The sequence below is a fragment of the Prevotella sp. S7 MS 2 genome (genome assembly GCF_000762865.1).
GTDB lineage: Bacteria > Bacteroidota > Bacteroidia > Bacteroidales > Bacteroidaceae > Prevotella.
Map to the genome: position 1 here is coordinate 38,133 of NZ_JRPT01000027.1, position 22,145 is coordinate 60,277.

Annotated in this window: 22 protein-coding genes; 14 read left to right on the forward strand and 8 right to left on the reverse strand. The window is 39.2% G+C overall.

The features are described 5' to 3' along the window. Window positions 1-29: 29 nt before the first annotated feature. The 8 genes from HMPREF0671_RS06045 to HMPREF0671_RS06080 form a co-directional block, all read right to left on the reverse strand. A complete protein-coding gene (locus tag HMPREF0671_RS06045; protein WP_052052887.1) occupies window positions 30-788 on the reverse strand; it encodes a cell division ATP-binding protein FtsE in 759 nt (252 codons plus the stop codon). 12 nt (window positions 789-800) lie between these two features. Continuing rightward, window positions 801-1,421: a bifunctional phosphoribosyl-AMP cyclohydrolase/phosphoribosyl-ATP diphosphatase HisIE gene (gene hisIE / locus HMPREF0671_RS06050; protein ID WP_036898065.1), complete on the reverse strand. Its 621-nt coding sequence runs from the start codon at window positions 1,419-1,421 to the stop codon at window positions 801-803. Between the two features lie 23 nt (window positions 1,422-1,444). Continuing rightward, window positions 1,445-2,212 carry an imidazole glycerol phosphate synthase subunit HisF gene (hisF, locus tag HMPREF0671_RS06055; protein ID WP_036898068.1) on the reverse strand — a complete coding sequence of 256 codons (768 nt, stop codon included), beginning with the start codon at window positions 2,210-2,212 and terminating at the stop codon, window positions 1,445-1,447. Then, window positions 2,209-2,937, reverse strand: a complete 729-nt coding sequence (gene hisA / locus HMPREF0671_RS06060; RefSeq protein WP_036898071.1) for a 1-(5-phosphoribosyl)-5-[(5-phosphoribosylamino)methylideneamino]imidazole-4-carboxamide isomerase — start codon at window positions 2,935-2,937, stop codon at window positions 2,209-2,211. Before hisA ends, hisF begins: the two co-directional genes overlap by 4 nt. After that, window positions 2,934-3,533 carry an imidazole glycerol phosphate synthase subunit HisH gene (gene hisH / locus HMPREF0671_RS06065; RefSeq protein ID WP_036898074.1) on the reverse strand — a complete coding sequence of 200 codons (600 nt, stop codon included), beginning with the start codon at window positions 3,531-3,533 and terminating at the stop codon, window positions 2,934-2,936. Before hisH ends, hisA begins: the two co-directional genes overlap by 4 nt. A gap of 12 nt (window positions 3,534-3,545) precedes the next feature. Further along, on the reverse strand, window positions 3,546-4,409 hold the full coding sequence (gene purU, locus HMPREF0671_RS06070; protein ID WP_036898077.1) for a formyltetrahydrofolate deformylase: 864 nt from the start codon (window positions 4,407-4,409) through the stop codon (window positions 3,546-3,548). A 254-nt stretch (window positions 4,410-4,663) separates the two neighbouring features. After that, window positions 4,664-5,194, reverse strand: a complete 531-nt coding sequence (locus tag HMPREF0671_RS06075) for an FHA domain-containing protein (protein ID WP_036898080.1) — start codon at window positions 5,192-5,194, stop codon at window positions 4,664-4,666. Next, the gene (locus HMPREF0671_RS06080; RefSeq protein ID WP_036898083.1) at window positions 5,195-6,244 is read right to left on the reverse strand and encodes an SPOR domain-containing protein; all 1,050 of its coding nucleotides are present in this window, start codon (window positions 6,242-6,244) and stop codon (window positions 5,195-5,197) included. Window positions 6,245-6,560: 316 nt separating this feature from the next. Between HMPREF0671_RS06080 and rfbC the strand changes: the two genes are divergently transcribed. The 14 genes from rfbC to HMPREF0671_RS06150 all read left to right on the forward strand — a co-directional run bounded on the left by rfbC (window position 6,561) and on the right by HMPREF0671_RS06150 (window position 22,114). Further along, on the forward strand, window positions 6,561-7,109 hold the full coding sequence (rfbC, locus tag HMPREF0671_RS06085; protein ID WP_036898086.1) for a dTDP-4-dehydrorhamnose 3,5-epimerase: 549 nt from the start codon (window positions 6,561-6,563) through the stop codon (window positions 7,107-7,109). A gap of 55 nt (window positions 7,110-7,164) precedes the next feature. Then, window positions 7,165-7,977 (forward strand): DUF4738 domain-containing protein, encoded by an 813-nt coding sequence (locus tag HMPREF0671_RS06090; RefSeq protein ID WP_036898090.1) that lies wholly within the window; start codon window positions 7,165-7,167, stop codon window positions 7,975-7,977. A gap of 729 nt (window positions 7,978-8,706) precedes the next feature. Continuing rightward, complete coding sequence (locus HMPREF0671_RS06095) at window positions 8,707-9,681, forward strand: acyltransferase family protein (protein ID WP_156958378.1); 975 nt, start codon at window positions 8,707-8,709, stop codon at window positions 9,679-9,681. 22 nt (window positions 9,682-9,703) lie between these two features. Further along, window positions 9,704-10,954, forward strand: coding sequence for a hypothetical protein (locus HMPREF0671_RS06100; RefSeq protein WP_156958379.1), 1,251 nt, complete (start codon window positions 9,704-9,706; stop codon window positions 10,952-10,954). Window positions 10,955-10,988: 34 nt separating this feature from the next. Then, complete coding sequence (locus tag HMPREF0671_RS06105; protein ID WP_036898099.1) at window positions 10,989-11,963, forward strand: hypothetical protein; 975 nt, start codon at window positions 10,989-10,991, stop codon at window positions 11,961-11,963. A gap of 65 nt (window positions 11,964-12,028) precedes the next feature. Further along, the gene (locus HMPREF0671_RS06110; protein ID WP_052052884.1) at window positions 12,029-12,799 is read left to right on the forward strand and encodes a cytidylyltransferase domain-containing protein; all 771 of its coding nucleotides are present in this window, start codon (window positions 12,029-12,031) and stop codon (window positions 12,797-12,799) included. Then, window positions 12,739-13,584 (forward strand): glycosyltransferase, encoded by an 846-nt coding sequence (locus tag HMPREF0671_RS06115; RefSeq protein WP_084589729.1) that lies wholly within the window; start codon window positions 12,739-12,741, stop codon window positions 13,582-13,584. The genes HMPREF0671_RS06110 and HMPREF0671_RS06115 overlap by 61 nt, the downstream gene beginning before the upstream one ends. Window positions 13,585-13,650: 66 nt before the next feature. Then, the gene (locus HMPREF0671_RS06120) at window positions 13,651-14,850 is read left to right on the forward strand and encodes a glycosyltransferase family 4 protein (RefSeq protein ID WP_036898102.1); all 1,200 of its coding nucleotides are present in this window, start codon (window positions 13,651-13,653) and stop codon (window positions 14,848-14,850) included. A gap of 9 nt (window positions 14,851-14,859) precedes the next feature. Then, window positions 14,860-15,468: a sugar transferase gene (locus HMPREF0671_RS06125; RefSeq protein WP_036898104.1), complete on the forward strand. Its 609-nt coding sequence runs from the start codon at window positions 14,860-14,862 to the stop codon at window positions 15,466-15,468. After that, window positions 15,455-16,639 carry a diaminopimelate decarboxylase gene (locus tag HMPREF0671_RS06130; protein ID WP_036898107.1) on the forward strand — a complete coding sequence of 395 codons (1,185 nt, stop codon included), beginning with the start codon at window positions 15,455-15,457 and terminating at the stop codon, window positions 16,637-16,639. The genes HMPREF0671_RS06125 and HMPREF0671_RS06130 overlap by 14 nt, the downstream gene beginning before the upstream one ends. Window positions 16,640-16,657: 18 nt before the next feature. Then, window positions 16,658-17,662 (forward strand): ATP-grasp domain-containing protein, encoded by a 1,005-nt coding sequence (locus HMPREF0671_RS06135; protein ID WP_036898110.1) that lies wholly within the window; start codon window positions 16,658-16,660, stop codon window positions 17,660-17,662. A gap of 16 nt (window positions 17,663-17,678) precedes the next feature. Next, window positions 17,679-19,031, forward strand: a complete 1,353-nt coding sequence (locus HMPREF0671_RS06140; RefSeq protein ID WP_036898113.1) for a DegT/DnrJ/EryC1/StrS aminotransferase family protein — start codon at window positions 17,679-17,681, stop codon at window positions 19,029-19,031. Window positions 19,032-19,085: 54 nt separating this feature from the next. After that, window positions 19,086-21,011 (forward strand): nucleoside-diphosphate sugar epimerase/dehydratase, encoded by a 1,926-nt coding sequence (locus HMPREF0671_RS06145; protein ID WP_036898147.1) that lies wholly within the window; start codon window positions 19,086-19,088, stop codon window positions 21,009-21,011. Beyond that, the gene (locus HMPREF0671_RS06150) at window positions 21,011-22,114 is read left to right on the forward strand and encodes a nucleotidyltransferase family protein (protein ID WP_036898116.1); all 1,104 of its coding nucleotides are present in this window, start codon (window positions 21,011-21,013) and stop codon (window positions 22,112-22,114) included. The genes HMPREF0671_RS06145 and HMPREF0671_RS06150 overlap by 1 nt, the downstream gene beginning before the upstream one ends. Window positions 22,115-22,145: the final 31 nt, after the last annotated feature.

Below are 22,145 nucleotides of genomic sequence, written 5' to 3' on the forward strand. Positions count from 1 at the left end.
AATTATTTTGTTGATGGATTATCTAATTCTTATTCTGGTTTGGCCGATTCTGTATGGTCAGCTATTTCGTTTTCTTCCTCTTCATCGTTGATAAGGTCAAGCTGGTTGTGTTCGCCTGTTACATCTTGTAAAGTTTTGTCCTTACATTGATATACGATGCCGGGGAACTGGTCTAGCATAGAAATATTATGCGTCGTCATGATAACTGCTGCCCCCGTACCTGTAATGTCTTTCAGCAGCGACACGATGTTTCCGGCCGTCTCTGCATCCAAGTTACCGGTCGGTTCGTCGGCAATAATCATCTTTGGCTGGTTCAGAATGGCACGCGCAATGGCAATGCGTTGCTGCTCGCCACCGGATAACTCGTGTGGCATCTTGTCTATTTTGTCTTGCATACCCACTTCTTTCAGCACGCTTTCGATGCGTTTGTTGATTTCATCTTTGCCTTTCCAGCCTGTAGCTTCAAGTACAAAGCGGAGGTTTCTGCGTACACTTCGGTCGTGCAACAGCTGGAAATCTTGAAAGATAATGCCTAAGTCTCTACGCAATGCCGGTACTTCTTTCCTCTTCAAATCAAATAGGTTTCGACCAAGCACTTCTGCTTTCTGGTTTTCGTTTTCCTGTTCTAAGTCGAGTTCACAGTATAATGACTTCAGCAAAGAACTTTTACCGGTTCCTACCTTACCTATTATATAGATGAATTCTCCCTCATTCACTTGCAAGTTTACATCTTGTAGAACGAGGTTGTCGGCTTGATATACATTTATGTTTTGGTAATCTATTAACATCATCCGTTAGTTTTAATCGTGTTTATGCCAGTTAGGATCATGGCGAACTTGCAACTCTTTGGCAATATCCTCAATTCTTAACCCCTTGCTTGTCAGTAATACGATGAGGTGATAGAACATATCTGCGCTCTCATAGATGAGGCGTGAATCCTCTCCATTGGTTGCTTCGATGACGGCTTCCAAAGCTTCTTCGCCCACTTTCTGAGCCATGCGGTTCAGTCCATCCTTAAATAGACTGGTGGTATATGAGCCTTCTGGCATCTCTTCATGGCGTTTCTCTATGAAGTCTTGCAACTCTGTCAAGAAGAGTAGGGGATTTGCGTTGTTGTCTTCTCCCCAACAAGTGTCGGTTCCTTTGTGGCAAGTTGGTCCCTGTGGATGCACCATGATGAGCAACGTATCGTTGTCACAATCGTTTTTGATGCTCACTACGTTTAGGTAATTTCCCGATGTTTCGCCCTTTGTCCACAGGCAGTTGCAAGTCCTACTCCAAAAAGTCACCTTTTTAGATTCTAATGTTTTCTCGTAGGCCTCTTTATTCATGAATCCCAACATCAGTACTTTGTGGGTTATAGCGTCTTGTATAATAGCCGGCACAAGGCCGTTTAGCTTCTCAAAGTCTATCTCTGTCATATCTTAATCTTGTTTTTATTTCTTTATAATCTTATATTGATGTCCCTTTGGGATAAGTATTCTTTCAGTGCCGGTATCTTGATTTCGCCGAAATGGAATACACTGGCAGCCAGCGCAGCATCGGCTTTACCGCTGATGAAAGCATCTCTGAAATGTTCCATTGTGCCTGCTCCACCACTCGCAATGACCGGTATATTGACCTCTTCGCTCAACTTTGCTAGTGCTTCATTGGCGAATCCCTGTTTCACTCCGTCGTGGTTCATGCTCGTGAAGAGTATCTCTCCGGCTCCTCTATCGGCAGCTTCTTGTGCCCATTCTATCAATCCGCGCTCGGTACGACCCCTTCCGCCATGCGTATAACAGTGCCATCCGTCTTCGTCCAGCCGTGCATCTATGGCGCAGACGCATACTTGTGAACCGTAGTTATGGGCTATCTCTTCGATGAGTTCGGGGTGGGCGAGGGCGGCACTATTGATACTTACCTTGTCGGCTCCAGCGTTGAGGAGCCTGTCTACATCCTTCAATTCGTTGATACCTCCACCAACCGTGAAAGGTATATTGATTTCACGAGCCACCCGTGTCACCATTTCGGTAAATGTCTTTCGGCCTTCGAAACTTGCCGTGATGTCTAGAAAGACGAGTTCGTCGGCTCCCGCATTGCTGTAAGCCTTGCCTAGTTCAACCGGATCACCGGCACTCCGCAGATTCACGAAGTTGATTCCTTTAACCGTTTCTCCGTTCTTTACATCAAGACAGGGGATGATTCGCTTGGCCAATCCTCTATTTGTCATACGCTTATCATGCGGTTTAGTTCTTGTATATCAATTCGTCCTTCATAGAAGGCTTTGCCGAATACCACTGCAGGGATACCGGCTTTGTCGAGTTCCATGATGTCTTGGTTGTCCGAAATACCGCCACTTGCAATGAGATGCAACTGTGGATAGGTTGCCATTATCTGTTGATATAGCTCCGTGGCCGGCCCAGCAAGTGTCCCGTCTTTGCTGATTTCCGTGCATAGTACGTTCTTCACACCATGGTCGGTATAGGTCTTTAGGAATGGCAACAACTCCATTTCTGAATCTTCTTTCCATCCATTGATGGATACTTTTCCATGTCTGACGTCGGCGCCCAGTATGAGTTTGTCGGCTCCATATTTGTCCAACCATTGCAAAAACAATTCCGGTTGGGTCACGGCAATAGACCCCACGGTCACTATTTCAGCCCCACAAGCAAATGCAGTCTGAATATCTTCATCGGTCTTGATGCCACCTCCGAAGTCGACTTTCAGCTTTGTGGCTGTCGTAATAGCTTTGAGTGTTTCAGAGTTGACGATGTGTTTAGACTTTGCCCCGTCCAAATCCACGATATGCAATCGCTTGAATCCCATCGATTCAAAGCCCTTAGCTACCTTTACCGGGTCACTTTCATACACCGTTTTACGGGCATAATCTCCTTGGGTCAGTCTTACACACTGTCCTTCGATGAGGTCTATGGCAGGAATTAGTTCGATGTTCATCTTCTTACAATATCAATGAAATTCTTTAATATCTGTGCCCCCACATTACCACTTTTCTCCGGATGGAACTGGGTGGCATAGAAGTTGTCCTTGTGCATGGATGCACTGAAAGGCTGGACATAGTCAGCTGTGGCTATCGTATGCTTGCAAAGAGGTACATAGTAGCTATGTACGAAGTAGGTATACGGATGTTCTGGTATGTCGGTATATAGTTCCGACTTCAAGTCGTAAATCTCATTCCATCCGATGGCCGGCACTTTATCCTCGTGCCGAGTAGGTGTAAAACGCTTTACTTTGGCATCGAATACACCGATACAGTCGGTATCTCCCTCTTCAGAGTGTTTACAGAGCAGTTGTTGACCGATACAAATACCCAATACTGGTTGCTTTAGATTTGCAATGACTTGATCCAATTTATGTTCTCGCAGATAAGCCATGGCATGATGAGCTTCGCCCTGTCCGGGGAAGAGTACTCCGTCGGCGCGTTGCAATTCCTCTATGTCGTCGGTTAAGGTTGGTCTTATTCCCAATCTTAACATGGCATTGACGACCGAGTAGATATTGCCGGCATTGTATTTTACGATTGCTATCTGCATGTTGTTTCTTGTTTAACTGAAGATGATGGTCTTGTTGTGATAGGTCAATATCTTACGCTCTATATGTTTGGTCACGGCTCTAGAGAGTACTATCTTCTCCAAGTCTTTGCCTTTTAATACCAGACTTTCGGGCGTGTCTTTGTGCGTAATGCGCGTCACATCCTGCTCGATGATGGGACTGGCATCTAATTCTGTGGTAACATAGTGACTGGTCGCGCCAATGATTTTCACTCCGCGCTCCCATGCTTGATGGTAGGGACGCGCACCGATGAACGCCGGCAAGAACGAGTGATGGATGTTGATTATCTTGTTAGGGTAGGCCTGAATCATGTTGTCGGTGATGATTTGCATGTAACGAGCCAACACGATGAATGTCACTTTCTCCTTTTTGAGCAACTCCATTTCGGCTTTCTCCACCTCTTCTTTGTTGCTGTGGTCTTTCTTGATAGCCCATACATGGTAGGGAATATCAAACTGTTCGGCTACATATCTCAGGTCTTCGTGATTGCTTACGATGCAAGGTATCTCTACGTTCCACTCACCGGCTTTGTACCGAGCAAGCAAGTCGTATAGGCAATGGCTCATCTTACTGACAAAGATTGCCATTCTCGGACGCTCGTCATTGAAGTATAGGTTGAATCCCATTTGGTAGCGTTGAGCATATAGAGTGGAAATATAGTCTTCTATCTTTGCCCTAGGAATCACGAAGTTATCCAATTCCCATTCTATGCGCATGAAGAACATACCATCTTCACGATCCACATACTGGTCAAGGTACACAATGTTTCCCTTGTTATCAGTGATGAACTTAGTGACCTCGGAGATGATCCCCTGTTTGTCAGGGCAGTGAAGGAGCAATATAGCCGTCGGTTTCATCCTCAATTATTCAATTTATACCGTAAATAAGCTTATGCACTTTAGCCTTGCAAGGCTATGCAGCCTATCTTATGCAATGATAGTGCCAATGAGTGTAATGTGAGTTTACTCACGTATTACCGAGTGCAGCCTATCTTATGCAAAGGTAGCATATTAAATTGATAATCGATAATTGAAAAATGAAAAAATAGATACATCAGCCGAATATCATATCCGGATGGAATAAATATGCATTGTAAAATCGGAAATAGCTATTATTCTGTTGTTTCGGGAGTATGCAATATGATGCTTGTGGCGCCGATGGTAAAGAGACTCCCATCTTCTAATATTCGACGCTCCTTGTCGCCCAATATTTCGTTGTCTACGAATGTTCCGGTGTAACTGGGGCCATCTCTTAGCACGTATTTCAGCTTGCCTTTCTTGTCTCTGCTGACCGTTACGACACAATGGTTCATATCAATACTAGGGTCAACAGTTTCGATGGGGCAATTGGTTTTACTGCCTTTCATGTATCGCCCCAGTACGTTGTCGCCCATTCGTAGAGGAATGACCTGTTTGTAATGGAATACATTCTCGATGACGGTTAAGGTTCCGTATTCTCCGGTGGGAACTTCGTCGGTGTTGGATTCTTCTTTTTGGGTCTTTCTTAATTTAGAAACGCCCATTCGGATACTGAATTGCTTGCCACATTGCGGACACTCAAATACCAAGGATTGTCCTGTCTGGTATTTGGTCTCGTCGAATATGATAAAGTTGTCGCATTTAGGACAGCGTACTCTCTTCATTTAGTTGATTTTACTAATCCAACAATCTGCAAACTCACTATTGTCGTTGAGTTTGTTCATAGCTTGACGAGCTTCTTGCTCTGTAGCGTATTTGCCGTAGACTACTTTTCGGTTTTGTCTCTTCTCCAGTACGCTTGCTTCTTTGTATCCTGCCGCTTTGAGGCGAGCTACATAAGCCTCAGCGTTGTGTCGAGTCACTTTGCTGGCTAATACCAAACTATAATATGGTACATCAGTGGCTTTGTTTTCGCGAACTCGCGAGGCTGTGGAAATTGAATCGGCAGCTTTTGCTACGGCTTCTTGGATGTTTTTTGGAGTGATAAGGGACTTGCTGTTTATGTCGCCAATAGTCATATCGCTAGGCATAATCTTGAGTAACAGACTCGTATCGGGAGTTGCGTTCGACAGCATCTTATCGTTGTTGAGCGGAGCCGGAATGAGCAAGAATGCCATCAATATGATGCATGCCGCTGCAATATTACGTAGGATGCTAACCTTGATACTGACAACTTTTTCCTCCTCATCTTCTGCTATGACAGTGGAAGTCTCGGACAAATGGCGTGTGCCAACATCTCCCGACATTGGTTTGAGTGGAATAATGGCAGCCTCTTCTGTCTGAGTTTTCTGTTGTCCCAAGGCTCTCATTTGGAACGAACTCAATCCATATAAACTAGGCGTGAGAATACCTGCTTCGCAAGGAGTAAACTGGAGGTGCCCGTCTTTATCTAATGAAAGGGTACCAATATCATTGAATTCATATTCTCCTTGGTTGTCAAGGATGAGCCGAAGTTCTGCTACTTCCTGCTGGATTCGGTCTAATGCCTCCGGGTAACTGATGTCGTATGCCTCAATATACGACTGTGCTAGAAGCGAATCGTTCAATTTGAGTTGCGGATTAAATCCTACTGTACGCGAAGGGGGGAGGAAAACACCGTCTCCCTCGTCATACCTTGCTTCCACATGATGTGCCATAAATCCACCGAATCCGGGGATTATCACACAATCATTGTTCAGCAATAGAATCTCTATATGTCTTTCAATTCCTAGCACGTTTGCAAAATTACCAATTTATTACGAGAAAGACAAGTGAATCAAGCAAAAATAGTTTCGTCATTTTCTGAATAATCTTTTGTCGTCAATTTTATTTGTAGTATCTTTGCGTTGTTACAATTGCTGTAGTAAGCTTGTTACTTCGTAACTTTGGAAGTTAGTGGAAGGTAACGGAAGTTAAATTCTCTAGGAGGAGAGGAGTCGACAGGCAAATGTCAATAAACTCCACCTAGTACTGCGACATCTATTAAGTGTCTAACTCCTGATGATTCTGAGGTGAGGCATTATAGCAACGTTTGGACAATGTAGTTAAATTATGGAATATCAAGAGACCGAGATAAAAGGAGTCTTTATCATCAAACCGAAGGTGTTTAACGATGCTCGCGGCTATTTTTACGAGGCGTGGAAGCTAGCGGAATTCAATGAGCATGTGGGACAAGTGGACTTTATTCAGGATAATGAATCTAAGTCGTCTTATGGCGTTTTAAGAGGATTACATTACCAGAAAGGTGAATATTCGCAAGCCAAATTGGTGCGTGTGATTCGTGGTCGTGTGCTCGATGTGGCTGTAGATATTCGTCGTAGTTCACCTACTTTCGGCAAACATGTGATGGTGGAATTGAGTGAAGAGAACAAACAACAACTTTTTATTCCGCGTGGCTTTGCCCATGGCTTCTTGGTATTGAGTGATGAGGCTGTCTTTACTTATAAAGTAGATAATATTTATGCACCTGAACATGAAGCTGGTATACGGTGGAATGATGAAGCACTCAACTTGCAATGGCCTATAGATAAGAAAGATGTGCTGACGTCGGAGAAAGATTTGAAGGCTAGCAGTTTGAAAGATGCCGTGTTGTTTGATTGATATACGCGGTATGAAATGCTATTGAATGAATTTGAGAATAGAATTTTAGACTAATATGCATAGGCAAATTAATATCACTTACATTCTCGCGAGCGCTGTATTGCTGACCTTACTACTCTTGGTATCATCTTGTAAAGAAAGAGGGCAGAAAGCTATGGCGGTGGAAAATCGTGTAGCAAAGAAGATGTTGCAGGGTGTTTGGGTGAACGAAGATGAAGATGAGCCGGCTTTTAGAGTGAAAGGTGATACCATCTATTATCCTGATTCTACTTCAATGCCTGTTTATTTCCAAGTGGTAAAAGATACGTTGGTACTCCGTGGAACAAATGTGGTGAGTTACCCAATCGTTAAGCAAGTGGCTCATTTATTCGTCTTTCGGAATCAGGTGGGCGACGTGATTACGTTGCAGAAGACGACGGATAGTGCTTATCTGCGGTTCTTTCAAACCAAGAAAGTGGTTGTGCTCAACCAACAACGACTTATTAAGCGCGACTCGATAGTGATGCATGCTGATGAGCGGTATCATTATTATGTGCAGGTGAATCCCACATCCTATAAAGTGGTTAAGAGTTCATTCAACGATGATGGGGTAGAAGTGGAGAATGTTTACTACGACAATATTGTTCATCTAGGTGTCTTCAATGGTAATCGTCGACTCTATTCGCGTGATTTTCGTAAACAAGATTTTAGTTTGAAAGTTCCTGAACAGGCGCTCAGGCAAAGCGTATTGAGCGATATTGTATATGTGAAGTCCGACTCCGAAGGGCTTCATTTCTCAGCTTCTGTTTGTATTCCTGATAGTCCAAGTAGTTATGTTGTTGAACTTATTGTGGATTATCAAGGACGTATGAAGATGCAAATAGCATAATATTACAACTTCACTTGATTTGCTGTCGAGTCTTTACAAGAATGCTGTAAAGACTCGGCAGCATTGTTGTTAGGGCGGGGCAGCAGTGTTGCCAAAGTTCTGCAGCGAAATAAGTGTGTGAATTGTTAAGTTCGTGAGCTATTGATTTGGTAGCAAGAAGTGAGAAGTTGGATACAAAGAGCGATGATTGCCGCCTGCTTACGCCTATTATCATACACTTAATATCATTGTTTGTGTGGGTGAATCCAACTCGCCCCTACATGCAGATTTTTGTTTGAAGAACCACGATCGTTTCAGCCTTAATCCCTCATTTTTAGTCTCTTTTTTCCCTATATTATAAAAGATGTGTAATCATTGCAATATTTTCATAAAAAATATATATCTTTGTACGTCAAATAGGACTGTCTTTAATGGTGCGTTCTCTGCGAGTTATAACAGGCTCAGATGTGGAGACGAGTTCTCTGGAGTAGCGCGTTTATCGTAGCGTTATATTAACCTCCATGCTATTTGTATGAAGGAGGGGAGCCTCGTCTCATAAAATCAAGGAAACCATCTGTTTATTTACTTGCTGGATATTGCGAAAATCCATTTCCCATTTTATTTTTTTCTGTTTTTGGAGTACAAGCTTGTGGCCCAAAAAGGAAAGCTAGTGGTATTAGAGGATGCTGATAAGGGAGGGTAGATTATATTACTAAGTGTGTGAAGAATAGGGTAATCATACAAAAATACATGGTAGCGCAACGTGATATGAGTATGGATTTGGCAAAAGCTATTGCAATGGCCTTAGTTTGTATAGCTCATTCTTATGAAATGACAATAGGAAATGCAAGTTCTTTTAGGCCCATTTTTTCTACATTTTACATGCCATTATTTATGATGATATGTGGCTATTTTTCTCACCACTCGCTTATGCTTCCGTTATGTGATATATTGGTTAAGAAAGCTAAACAATTACTGTTACCCACTATGAGTGGTATTCTACTAATATGTGTGATTGAATTTTTATTAAATAGTAAAGTTGATGTGGTGATGGAAATTATAGGAGGATTATGGTTCCTTAAAACATTATTTATCTGTTATCTCATTGTTGCTGTGTTTAAACAATTGCGATTGTCGGATGCCATGACTTGTCTTTTTTCATGTATAATCTTGCTTCTTATTCCGAAGGGTAGTTTCTTACAAGTCAATTTTCTGCTAATTATGTTTTGGGCAGGTTATTTTCTGCGGAAGTATTTGGATTGGTTTACTAGAAATTATCAATCACTGACAATTGTTGGTATTGTCTTGTTCTGTATTTTTATTTATTTGGGTTATGACGATGCTCCCGAACAATTGACTTATAATTATATCATCAATAATTATTGGGTTGTTATTATTCAGATACTAACAGGGCTTATTGGTAGCATAAGTGTTATCGGTGCTTCTAAGTATGTGTTAAATAGTAATAGAGAGGGGTGTTTTGTTTACAATATTTCGATTTTAGGGCGTTATACCTTGGGAATTTATGTTGTACAATCAATTGTGATAGAAAGAATTATTAATCATTATCTACATATTAATCCCAATGCTAGATGTAGTCTGCAAATTTTAGATTGGATAATTACCCCATTGTTAGGATGTGTGCTCATGTTTTTGTGTTATGGAATCGTCAGATTATTGGAGAGGAATAAGATTATTAACAGTATGCTGTTTGGGAAAGTCTAATAGCTAGTTGTATTATTCAAGGATGATTCGTATTTGGTTTAAAAGATATTTTAATTTGCCATGTTTAGTGTTCTTTATACTAGCAATGGTGTTTTTGGTAAGATTATATAGCCTGTTTACTACGCCTTTAACTTATACAGAATGGGGAGTAAGTGAATGGATGATTAATTATGCTGGAGGGTTTGTTAGAAGAGGATTGAGTGGCCAGGTTCTTTGGTTTTTATATAATATTCATCCTTTTAATCTGCTTATGGGTATAAGAATGATAATATTTCTAAGTTCCATTTTAATCTTAATTTTGGTTATTCGGGTGTTTTGGAAAGAAAAACTTTCTTTGCTATTACTTCCAATAGGTTGCTTCTTTAATTTTACACTATTCAGCACTAATGCGCGGAAAGATTTCTTGCTTTTGTTATTTGCTTATGTGTTATTTTATAGTTTTCATAAGTTGATAACAAAGAGTACTTCGTGGAGGTGGGGATTAGTATTCTTATTGTCTTCTGTAATAATGTTACTTATACACGAAGCATCTTTCTTTTTTACGTTTCCATTTCTTGCTTTATTTGGGTGGTACTATTGGGATAAAAAGGATAAGAATATTTTGTATCGAATTTTGTATTTTATTCCATGTGTAGTCGTGTTTATTATGGTGATAAAATACAAAGGGGATTCAATAATGGCTCAAAAGATATGGAATTCATGGGCCTCGTCAATTAATTCCTATCCAGACAATGGGGGACAGGAGGTTTCTCAAATTGGTTTAGGAGTTGCTGCATTAGGATGGAATGCCATTGAAACTTTTAAAAATCATTTAAGTTGGTCTTATTTAGGGATACCACCATCTTTGTTGAAGACCCCATTTGTCTTTTTAAATTTGTTTAGCTTATATTATTTAGTGACAAGAGTCAATACAGCTAATCCACGTTTTTGGAAATTAGGACAGGTAGATACTATAGCATTAAGTAATATTTTAATTGTGCAATTTATTTTCCTCCTTCCCATGTATACAATACTGTCGTGCGATTGGGGAAGAACTTTACCATATATGGTAATTACGACATTCTTCCTATATCATATATTTAAAAATATTGAAATAGTTCCAATAGTAAGATTTTCTGAGATAATTCAGAAGAAGATAGATGATATAAGATTATTGAACTCATCCTATTTCTATATTTTTATCTTAATATTTACCCCATTTTCAGCTTATCATGCGCCGAGTTTAGAAAATGAGCTCTTATATAGAATGCTACATTTGGTAGGTATAGGTTGATTCTCTATATTTTGTGAGTATAGATATTTGATAGATGGATAAGAAAATTCATTCCTTATTAGTACGTATCTATGATATATTAGTGCGTGAGCCGAGAATGATTTGGCATCGTTATCGTCCTTGCTCTTTTTGTGTGAAAAGGGAGGATATATATATATTCATGGTAGATGGCGTGATACCTCATGGGGGAATGTTTGATCGGCTGAAGGGTATGATTACCATCTACGCTATAGCCAAGAAACAAGGTAAGAAATTTAAGTTGCATTTTACATATCCATTTCGTTTAGAGGAGTATCTTGAGCCTAATACGTACGATTGGAGGATAGCTGATGAAGAAATTTACTATAGTTATCCTGTAAGTAGACCTGTAATAGCTTATGGTGAGATAGATAATCCATCTAGATTGCTGAAAAATCGCCATCAGGAGACTCATTTTTATTATGGCTATAATTCTTTGGAGGAGGTAAATAAGTATTATAATACAGATTATGAATGGGGAAACCTATATTGTGAACTCTTCAAACCTACACCTCGGTTACAGCAATATATTGATAAATATAGAGCTGAGATAGGCAAAGAATATATTGTGATACACACTCGTTTCCTCAATCTACTTGGAGATAAAGTAGAAACGGCAATCAATTCTGAGCTATCTGATGGTGATAAGTGCCAACTTATAGCCCTATGTCAAGAAGAAATAGGACGTATCATCCATTTGGAGCAAGCCAAGAAACCATGCCGTTTGATGCTTGCCTCCGATAGTATGACTTTTATCTACGCTATGCAACAAACTTTTCCCGATGCATACGTAGTACCGGGCGAGGTGAGACATATCGACACCGCTGGTCAAACGGCTGATGATGAAAATTTAAAAATGTTTCTCGACTATTATCTTATCGCTTCTGCTCGCAAAGTTTATAACCTAGTAGGTCCCAATATGTGGCCTAGCGCTTTTCCGGAATATGCAGCGAAGATTGGGAAAACAGGGTTTGAGAGGATATGTTTATAAAAAAGATTTTTATTGTATGGTGAGAATACATATATCTGTATATTCTTTTTGAAGTTTGTTTAACTATGATAACTTTTATTGTTCAAGCTAGAGTAGGTTCTACTCGGTTACCACAAAAAATCCTTTTACCTTTTTATGAGGGGAAGTCTATTTTAGAGTTATTGATAGCAAAATTTCGACTCGTATCGAACACCCAGATTTTGATAGCAACATCTGATGATTCTAAGAACGATGTTATCGAGGAAATAGCACTGAGCAATAATGTAAAGTGTTTCAGAGGTTCGGAGAATGATGTTTTGCAACGTTTTATAGATGCTGCAGAATATGTTGGAGCTGAACAAATTATTAGAGTTTGTTCTGATAATCCTTTTTTAGAATTAGCTTCTATCCAAACTTTGGTTAATCGTGTCTCGGATGAGAAATGTGATTATATGAGTTTTTGGGTTGATGGTAAGCCTTCGATTAAGACCCATTTTGGTTTTTGGACAGAATATGTTACTTTGAAGGCACTTAAAAAAGTACGAGTATTAACAGAGGATTCACTCTATCATGAACATGTAACTAATTTTATCTATTCTCATCCAAAAGATTTTGTCGTATCATGGATAAATGGACCTGATGTGTTGAAAGGGAGAGATGATATTCGACTTACCACTGATACCATTGATGATTTTAAGACGGCTCAAACTGTATATTCAAGATTAGTAGGAGTGCAGATTTATCCCACAATAGCTCAGGTAGTGAGTTTTTTGGATCAACATGGTGAATTATTACAATGCGCAACTACGATATTATTCATACGCACAATTCTGCTCCACAACTTTTTGTGGCAATAGCTAATATTGAGCTAGGGAAAAAACTTATAACAACTGAGCATTCTACTAATAATCGGAAGCGGGGTAATCCCTTTTATGCTGTTATCGATAAATGGATGTATGGCCGATATGAAAGGATAGTATGTATCTCGGAAGAGGCTCAAAAGAAACTTGCGCAATATTTGGATGAACCGAGGGAAAATCTGACAGTTATTAATAATGGTGTGGATGTATATGCCTTTCATCATGCAAAACTGATAGTCCCGACTATGCATGACGGAATATTCGTCACTGTTATGGTGGCGGGATTTCGTGAAGCAAAGGATCAGGACACAGTTATTAGAGCCATGGAGCTGTTGCCAGAGAATTATCATTTGTGGTTGGTTGGCGATGGGGTACGTAGAATTGAATTAGAAAAAGAGATAGAGGAAAGACATGTCGGTGATAGAGTTAAATTGTGGGGAATACGCTCGAATATAGCTCAAATATTAAAGTCTGCTGATGTTGTTGTCATGTCTTCACATTGGGAGGGGCTTTCTCTCTCAAATATTGAAGGGATGGCTGTAGGTAAACCATTTGTTGCTTCTGATGTTGATGGATTGCGAGAGGTTACAAAGGGTTATGGAATCCTTTTTCCGCATGGTGATGCTCAAGCCTTAGCTGATATAATCCGCCAATTACATGACGACCCTATATATTATAATATGGTGGCAAAAGCATGTTATCAGCGTGCTTGCCAGTTTGATATAAGTAAGACCGTGGAAAGATATATTAGAGTGTATCGTGATGTGTTTACATTGAATTGACACGGATATTATCACGACCAAGTATGGAGTCTTGTAGTGGTTCTCGTTGCAAAAGTTGGAATTAAAATGGAGAAAAGAAAACTAATCCGTGTAACAACATCTGATATCAGCCTTGAATCTCTGATTAAGGGACAATTGAAGTTTCTGAGTAATGAGTTTGAGGTGGTAGGGGTCTCGAATAATACCGGTATGTTACAGATGATAGGTGAACGTGAGGGTATTCGGGTGATAGAGGTGTCGATGCATCGTGAGATTTCTTTAAAGGATGATGTGAAGTGCTTGTGGGTGTTATATCGTCTGTTTAAGAGAGAGAGGCCGGATATCGTTCATGCCAATACACCCAAAGGAAGTTTACTCTCAATGCTAGCTGCAAGATGTGCTCGTGTGCCTCATCGTATTTATACGGTTACGGGACTGCGCTATCAAGGGGCTAAAGGATTGTTTAGAGACATACTTATAGGTATGGAGCGTATTACTTGTTGGGCTGCTACTAAAGTGATTCCTGAAGGGCAAGGAGTTCTACATACTTTACAGAGTGATAAAATTACGAAGAAATCATTGAGCGTGATATATCATGGAAGTATTAACGGTATTGATACGGAATATTTCTCGCGTGAGGTAACTGTTAAACATTTAAAGCAAAGTGTGGAATTCAAGGAAGATATTCCTACAGATGTGGTTAGAATGCGTGTTCGCCAATCGCTTGGATTAGCAGATGATGATTTCGGTTTTATCTTTATTGGGCGTATTGTAAGGGGGAAAGGGATGCATGAGTTAGCAAGTGCAATGAAGAAATTTTCACTGGAGAATATACATTGCAAATTAATTCTTGTGGGTAACTTTGAAGAGGAATTAGACCCTTTGCTACCGGAAGATATGGAATTCTTTACTCATGATCAAAGTGTTAAGTTTGTAGGGTATCAAAATGATGTCAGACCTTATTTGTTTGCGGCTGATGCCTTGGTATTCCCAAGTTATCGGGAAGGATTCCCTAATGTTGTATTACAGGCTGGGGCTATGGAGCTTCCTTCCATAGTGACAGATATTAATGGTTGTAATGAAATTATAGAGGATAACATCAATGGCATCATCATACCAAGTAAGGATGTGGAGGCTTTGTATATGAGTATGAAATATTTTATGGAACATATTGAAAAGATAAAGCAAATGGGGATTTATTCCCGACCACTCATCTGTAAACGATATGAGCAACAAGATGTGTGGCATGCGTTAAGTGAAGAATATAGAAGGGTTTTATCTAAATAAGTTAAGATTGTGTATAAGTTCTTTTTTAAACGACTTATAGATTTTAGTATAGCATTGATAAGTCTGATTTGTATAAGTCCTATTTTATTGATTATTACAATATGGCTTTATTTTGCGAATAGAAAGAGTGGTGTATTCTTTTTACAAGATAGGCCAGGGAAGAATGGGAAAATCTTTAAAGTTATCAAGTATAAGACCATGACGGATGATAGGGATGAGCGGGGGGAGTTGTTGCCCGATGAGGATCGATTGACAAAGGTCGGTCAATTTGTACGTTCTACTTCGATAGATGAACTTCCACAATTGGTTAATGTATTAAAAGGTGATATGGCACTAATTGGTCCTCGCCCATTGTTAGTACAATATTTGCCTTTGTACAGTGAGAGGCAAGCTCGTCGGCATGAAGTACGACCGGGAATAACAGGATGGGCACAATGCCATGGACGTAATGCTATTTCATGGACAAAGAAATTTGAGTATGATGTATGGTATGTAGATCATATTTCTCTTAAAACAGATCTAAAAATATTGTATTTAACTCTGGTATCTATACTTAAGCGGGAAGGTATATCTGCGGAAAATAATGTAACAATAGAGGATTTTAATGGACACAATTAAGCATATGTTATATAATACTCCTTGTTTTATTCTTGATGAAGTAGAATTTAAAAGGAATGTTGATGGGTTTCGACTTGCGCTTAATCACTATTTCACAAATGGGCTAATAGGCTTTTCTGTTAAGACTAATTCTTTTCCTTATTTGCTGAAATTAGCAAAAGATTGTGGATGCTATGCAGAGGTGGTTTCATACTCGGAATATGAATTAGCCTTGATGTGTGGATTTGCTAAGGACAAGATTATCTATAATGGTCCTATGAAATCAAAAGAGTCTTTTCTTGATGCTCTAGAACATGGTGCAATAGTAAATATTGAAACAAAACGTGAAATAGAGTGGCTGAGGTTGTTAGATACGAATAAAGAATATCAAGTGGGGATTCGGCTGAATATAGATATTAGCCATATTTCTCCAGGGGATGCTAAATATGACAATGATGATAGCAGATTTGGATTCTCCGCAGAGAATGAGGAGTTCTTACTTGCATTAAAGAAAATATCCGAGATTTCTAATATTACAATAAAGGGACTTCATATTCATAGGACTTCAAAAACACGCAGTGTGAACTTTTATCAAAAGCTTGTACGATATGGGGCAGAAGTAATAGATAAATATCATTTAAAACTTCAGTATCTAGATATTGGAGGAGGGTATTTCGGAATCTTTGCTAATAAACCCACTTATGAAGATTATTGTAGTGCTATAGCTGAAGAACTAAAAAGACAAAAATTGGAGTATCTAAATATAATAGTAGAACCGGGAAATGCGCTTACAGCATCTGTATTTGAATATCATTCTTCAGTGATAGATACTAAACAGGTAGGGGAGACATTGTTTGTTACGACAGATGGTACACGTAATGATGTGGATCCTCTCTTTCAGAAATCTGATTATATAAAGGAATTAGTATACCATGGAAAGAATCAAGATATAGTAGCCCATCAAGTAATCACTGGGTGTACTTGCCTTGAGTTTGACCGCCTATTTGAGCTTTGTGAACAGCAGCGCTTAGATGTTGGTGATGAAATTATTTATAAGAATGTAGGTGCTTATACAATGTGTTTATCACCGTTATTTATTAGATATATCCCTAGAGTGTATTCAAAGGAATCGGGAGAATTATTAAGGCAAGAATGGACGGCACAGGAATATATTGCTCAATGTAAAATGTAATTGTAGATATAGATATAAATGGAAAAAAATATATTGTTTTGTAGTGTAGGTCGTAGAGCAACATTGTTACAGAATTTTAGAGAGTCAATGCGAGGTTGTGGTAAACTTGTTGCAACTGATTGTAGCCCAGTAGCTCCGGCATTATATTTTGCGGATAGCATTTATCGAGTTCCGCTTATTACGGATGAACATTATACAGAGGAAGTATTAGAAATTTGTAAAAGAGAAGATATTAAGGCACTTACAACTCTGATAGATCCTGAAATAGAAATAATGGCGAGACATGCTAGTGTGTATCGTAATCAGTCAATTTTGCCTCTTTGCCCAAATAAGGAGTCTGCCCATTTGTGTTTTGATAAGTATGAAATGTTTAAGTATTTTCAAAAGAAAGGAATAAGAACTGTACTTACTTATAATGATTTGGAAGTATTTAAGGAAGGCTTAAGTAAGGGCGAAATCTCCTTCCCGGTTTTTATGAAACCAATATCTGGTAGTGGAAGTGTTGGTGCACATCGTGTAGAAAACTTGGAGCAGTTGAAGAAAGACTGGAACGAAGGGCTTTTTACCTATATTATTCAAGAATTGATGGAAGAAGGGGACTGTGATGCTGATGTTTATGTAGATACGGAATCTCATCGCCCTGTTGCTATCTTTTCTAAAAAGAAAATCGAGACACGGATTGGCGGAGCAAGTAAAACCATCTCGTTTAAGGATGAAAAGCTCTTTGAATTTGTGGAACAGATTTGCAGCGCATTAGAGCTTAGTGGACCTTGTGATATGGATTTTTTTATGAAAGATGGAGAGTATTATCTTTCAGAAATTAATCCTCGCTTTGGAGGAGCTTATCTTCATGCTTATGGTGCAGGGGTTGATTTTATACAACTGATTCTTAATAATATAGACGGTAAAGAAAATAAGTCACTTATTGGAAACTACGATGAAGATATTTTGATGATGATGTATGATGCAGTAGTGATTCGAAAGAAAACAGACTTGTTGGAAGGAAATTTTTCGTTGTTATAGATTAAATGTCATTGTTATGCAAAAGCGAATTAATCTCTGCCTAGCTCATATGAGTGGCAATGAAATGAAATATATACAAGAGGCGTTTGACACAAATTGGGTAGTGCCTTTAGGGCCAAATGTGAATGCATTTGAGGAAGATCTGAGGCGGTTTGTTGTGTCGACAAGCAATGATGCATTGAAAGATCCGTACCTTAGAGAAACCTATCCGCAAACAGTAGAAGCGCATGAGAGTAATCCTGATAATTTGTGGTTGGAGAGCTTATCAGGACTGGAAAATAAACGGGTCGTGGCATTGGCTTCCGGTACAGCAGCTGTACATCTTGCGCTGATAGGTTTGGGTGTGAAAGTTGGCGACGAAGTGATTTGCCAGAGTTTTACCTTCTGTGCATCTTCACATCCTGTTACTTATCTTGGAGCTACGCCCGTATTTGTAGATTCAGAGGAAGAAACGTGGAATATGGATCCTGTATTACTAGATAAGGCAATCAAAGACCGAATAGCGAAGACTGGTTGTAAGCCAAAAGCTATTATCGTTGTTTATCTTTATGGTATGCCGGCTCGAATAGATGAAATCATGGCTGTGGCTCAAAAATATGATATTCCACTTATAGAAGATGCAGCCGAAGGTCTTGGTTCGCGTTATCATGGACAGGTGTGTGGAACGTTTGGCGAATATGGGGTATTGAGTTTTAATGGTAATAAGATGATAACCACGTCGGGTGGTGGTGCTTTAATATGTCCCGATGAGGCTAGTCGCAACAATATTATGTTCTATGCAACTCAGGCTCGTGAGGGGTATCCGTATTATCAGCATGAAAAGATAGGCTACAATTATCGGATGAGTAATATATGTGCGGGTATTGGACGAGGCCAGATGACAGTGCTTGATGAGCATGTTGCCCATCATCGGTACATTGCTGATTTATATGCCAAAGCTTTTGATGGAATAGACGGTATAACGTTTCATGGTAATCCTTCTTCAGAAATAGATTCTAACTTTTGGCTTAATACGATACTACTTGATCCAAGTCTTCAAGTTAGAGGACAAGGAAATGCATATAAGTCAACGGTGAAGGGGGCTGTAGGTGGAATTGCGGGAGTTATTCATTCTGTAGATAATGTTCATACAGATTGTGAACCTAATACCAATGTGGAAGCCATGCGCATCTGTTTGGACAATGTTGGTATCGAGAGTCGCCCACTATGGAAGCCTATGCATAAGCAACCTGTATACCGATATACTCCTGCTTATGTGAATGGAGTGTCTGAACAATTGTTTAAATGTGGACTATGTCTGCCTTCTGGTCCTTGTGTTTCTGATCAAGATGTAGAATGGATTGTTGAAACAATCAAGTCGTGTTTGTAAGCAAGGATGTTCTCCATGGTTACTGAAAATATGATTAATTAAATGGTGCGAGATATGAAGTTACTTGATAAACTAGTTAGTTGGTATTTTTCAAAAGATGCATTACCTTATTGGTGTGTGTTCATTATAGACTGTATTATTTGTTATTTATCTGGCTTATTTGTATTTTGGCTTTATTATAATGGCGCTGTGACGCTAGGTAATATCATCTTATTGACGAAGACTATATTTATGTATATGGTTTTCAACTTGATAGGTTTTAAGTTTTTTAGAACTTATACGGGTGTCATAAGATACTCTACTGTCACAGATTTAGTGAGAGTGGGATGTGCCATGTTCTTATCTTTGTTTGTAGCCGAGGTTATGCATTATGTTATTTATTATTGGCATTTGCATTTCATTAGGTTGCAAGGTCGCCAAATAGTTGCGATGTATCTTGTTGCAACGGTAGGAATGATGGCATTTAGAATGCTTGTAAAAACATTATATGAAGTGCTGTTTAGTTCTAACACTGGTATGCGCACATTCATATACGGTGTACAAAAGGGTGGTATCGGACTGGCTAAAAATATTAGAAATGAAAAGCCAGCCAGATTCCAACTAAAAGGGTTTATAGCTCCTGATGCTTATTTCTCTGGACGTAGGTTGTTGGGAGTGCGAGTGTATAAGAACGATGAAGACTTGATAGATGTATTGAAATCTATGAATGTTCAGGTTGTATTGGTCTCTCCATTACAGAATAAGGCGTTTCGTAGAGATGGAGCTTTGCAAGATAGATTGATACAAGCTAATATCCATATATATATGGTTGCTGAATCTGAGGAGTGGGCACCAGAAAAGAATACTGCAAGTGCACTCAAGGAAATCAGTATTGAAGACCTGCTACCGCGTAATGAGATACAGGTAGATATGGAAGCAATAGGCAGAATGATAACAGGAAAGAAAATTCTGATAACGGGTTCTGCTGGTAGTATCGGTAAGGGAATATTGAAGCAGATTGCAGTGTATCATCCTTCTGAATTGATGTTGATAGACCAAGCGGAAACTCCCCAGCATGACATTCGGTTGATGATGGCTCGCGATTATCCTAAGATTAAAGCGACTGTAGTAGTCGAAACGATAACCAATGAACACAGAATGGAATATATATTCAATAGGTTCAGACCTGATTATGTGTTTCATGCGGCAGCTTATAAACATGTACCTATGATGGAGGATAATCCTTATGAGAGTGTTTTGAATAATATTCGCGGTACGAAAGTCATTGCGGATTTGGCTGTCAAGTATGGTGTGAAGAAGTTTGTAATGCTTAGTACGGATAAGGCAGTCAATCCAACAAATGTAATGGGATGTTCTAAGCGCATTTGCGAAATTTATATTCAGTCGCTAGATAAGGCCATTAAGCAAGGGACGACAGAATCTTTGAAAGATAGAGTGACCCAGTTTGTGACGACTCGATTTGGAAATGTGCTTGGCTCAAATGGTTCTGTGATACCTCTTTTTGAAAAGCAAATCAAAGCAGGTGGACCACTGACGGTAACTGATCCCAATATTATCCGTTTCTTTATGTTGATACCAGAGGCTTGCAAGCTGGTGTTAGAGGCTGGTACCCATGGCAATGGAGGAGAGATATTCGTCTTTGATATGGGCGAGCCTGTGAAGATTGCAGATTTGGCAAAGCGTATGATATTGCTGTCCGGAGCACAAAATGTTCAAATTAAATATACAGGATTGCGTGAAGGCGAAAAGCTATATGAGGAAGTGTTATCAAAAGAAGAAGATACTTTACCTTCATTTAATCCCAAGATTCGTATTGCCAAAGTTCGACAATATGAATATGGCAATATCAATCAAGAGATTCTTAATCTGATAGATATAGCACAGACTTTTGATGATATGAAGATAGTTAAGAAGATGAAGGAATTAGTTCCGGAGTTTAAGTCAAAGAATTCTGTGTATGAGCAGTTAGACAACAACTAATGAATCAATCAAAATTACATCTCCATTTTCTACGTTTTGCGCTAGATACTGAGTATTCTCTACCAGCGTTAGATAAGTTAGATTGGAATGGATTGTACGAATTTGCTAATCGACATTCCATTCTTGGCATCTTGTATCAGGGATTGGAAAGATTACCTAAGGATAGTATTTATCGTCCATCACGGCAACTTATTTTCAAATGGGTTGCAGCCGTAGATCAGATTAAACGAGCAAATATACAAGTAAATCAAGATGCTTGTCGACTGACAGAGGTGTTTAAACAGGATGGTATCCAATCATGTATACTAAAAGGACAGGCTAATGCCCGATTATACCCGACCCCTTTATATCGTATGCCGGGTGATATAGACGTTTGGACGGATATGAAAAGTGCCAAAGATATTGTTCGCTATGTGAAGCAAAAAGATATTATGTCCTCACCGGAATATCATCATATCGATTGGCCTAGCTTCGGTCGTACTCCTATTGAGGTTCATTATTTTCCCTCATTTATGGGAAATTTATACCATGAAATCCAATTAAGGCGCTATTTTGAGCAACAGAAAAGCAAACAATTTGAAAATTTTGTGGAACTTCCTAACACGTCTGGGCAAGGTATTTATGTTCTCAATGCCGATATGGATAGTGTATTTCAGCTCTCACATATTATGCATCATTTCTTTTTTGAGGGTATAGGACTACGACAAATCATAGATTATTATTATTTATTAAGATATGGTATTGCTCCAAAGGATAGGGAAAATATTGCTAAAACAATAAAAAAACTTCATCTGTTGAAATTCTCAAAGGGAATCATGTGGCTTATGCACGAAGTATTAGGACTGGATAAGCAATATTTGTACACGGAACCTGATGAGAATATAGGGCAACTTCTATTGGTAGAAATATTATATGCTGGGAACTTTGGACATTTTGATAGTCGCTATCATTTTGCTGGATTACCCCTTTACAAACAATATCTACTGGAGATAAAACGAAATTTAAGATTCAGTCGGTATTTCCCCTCGGAGGTTTTATGGGGGCGTCCTATAGCCCGTTTTTGGCATTCTGCATATAAGTATTATCTGAGAAGGAGTGTATAAGCCTCTCTCGTCAATCATATAATACCAAAAA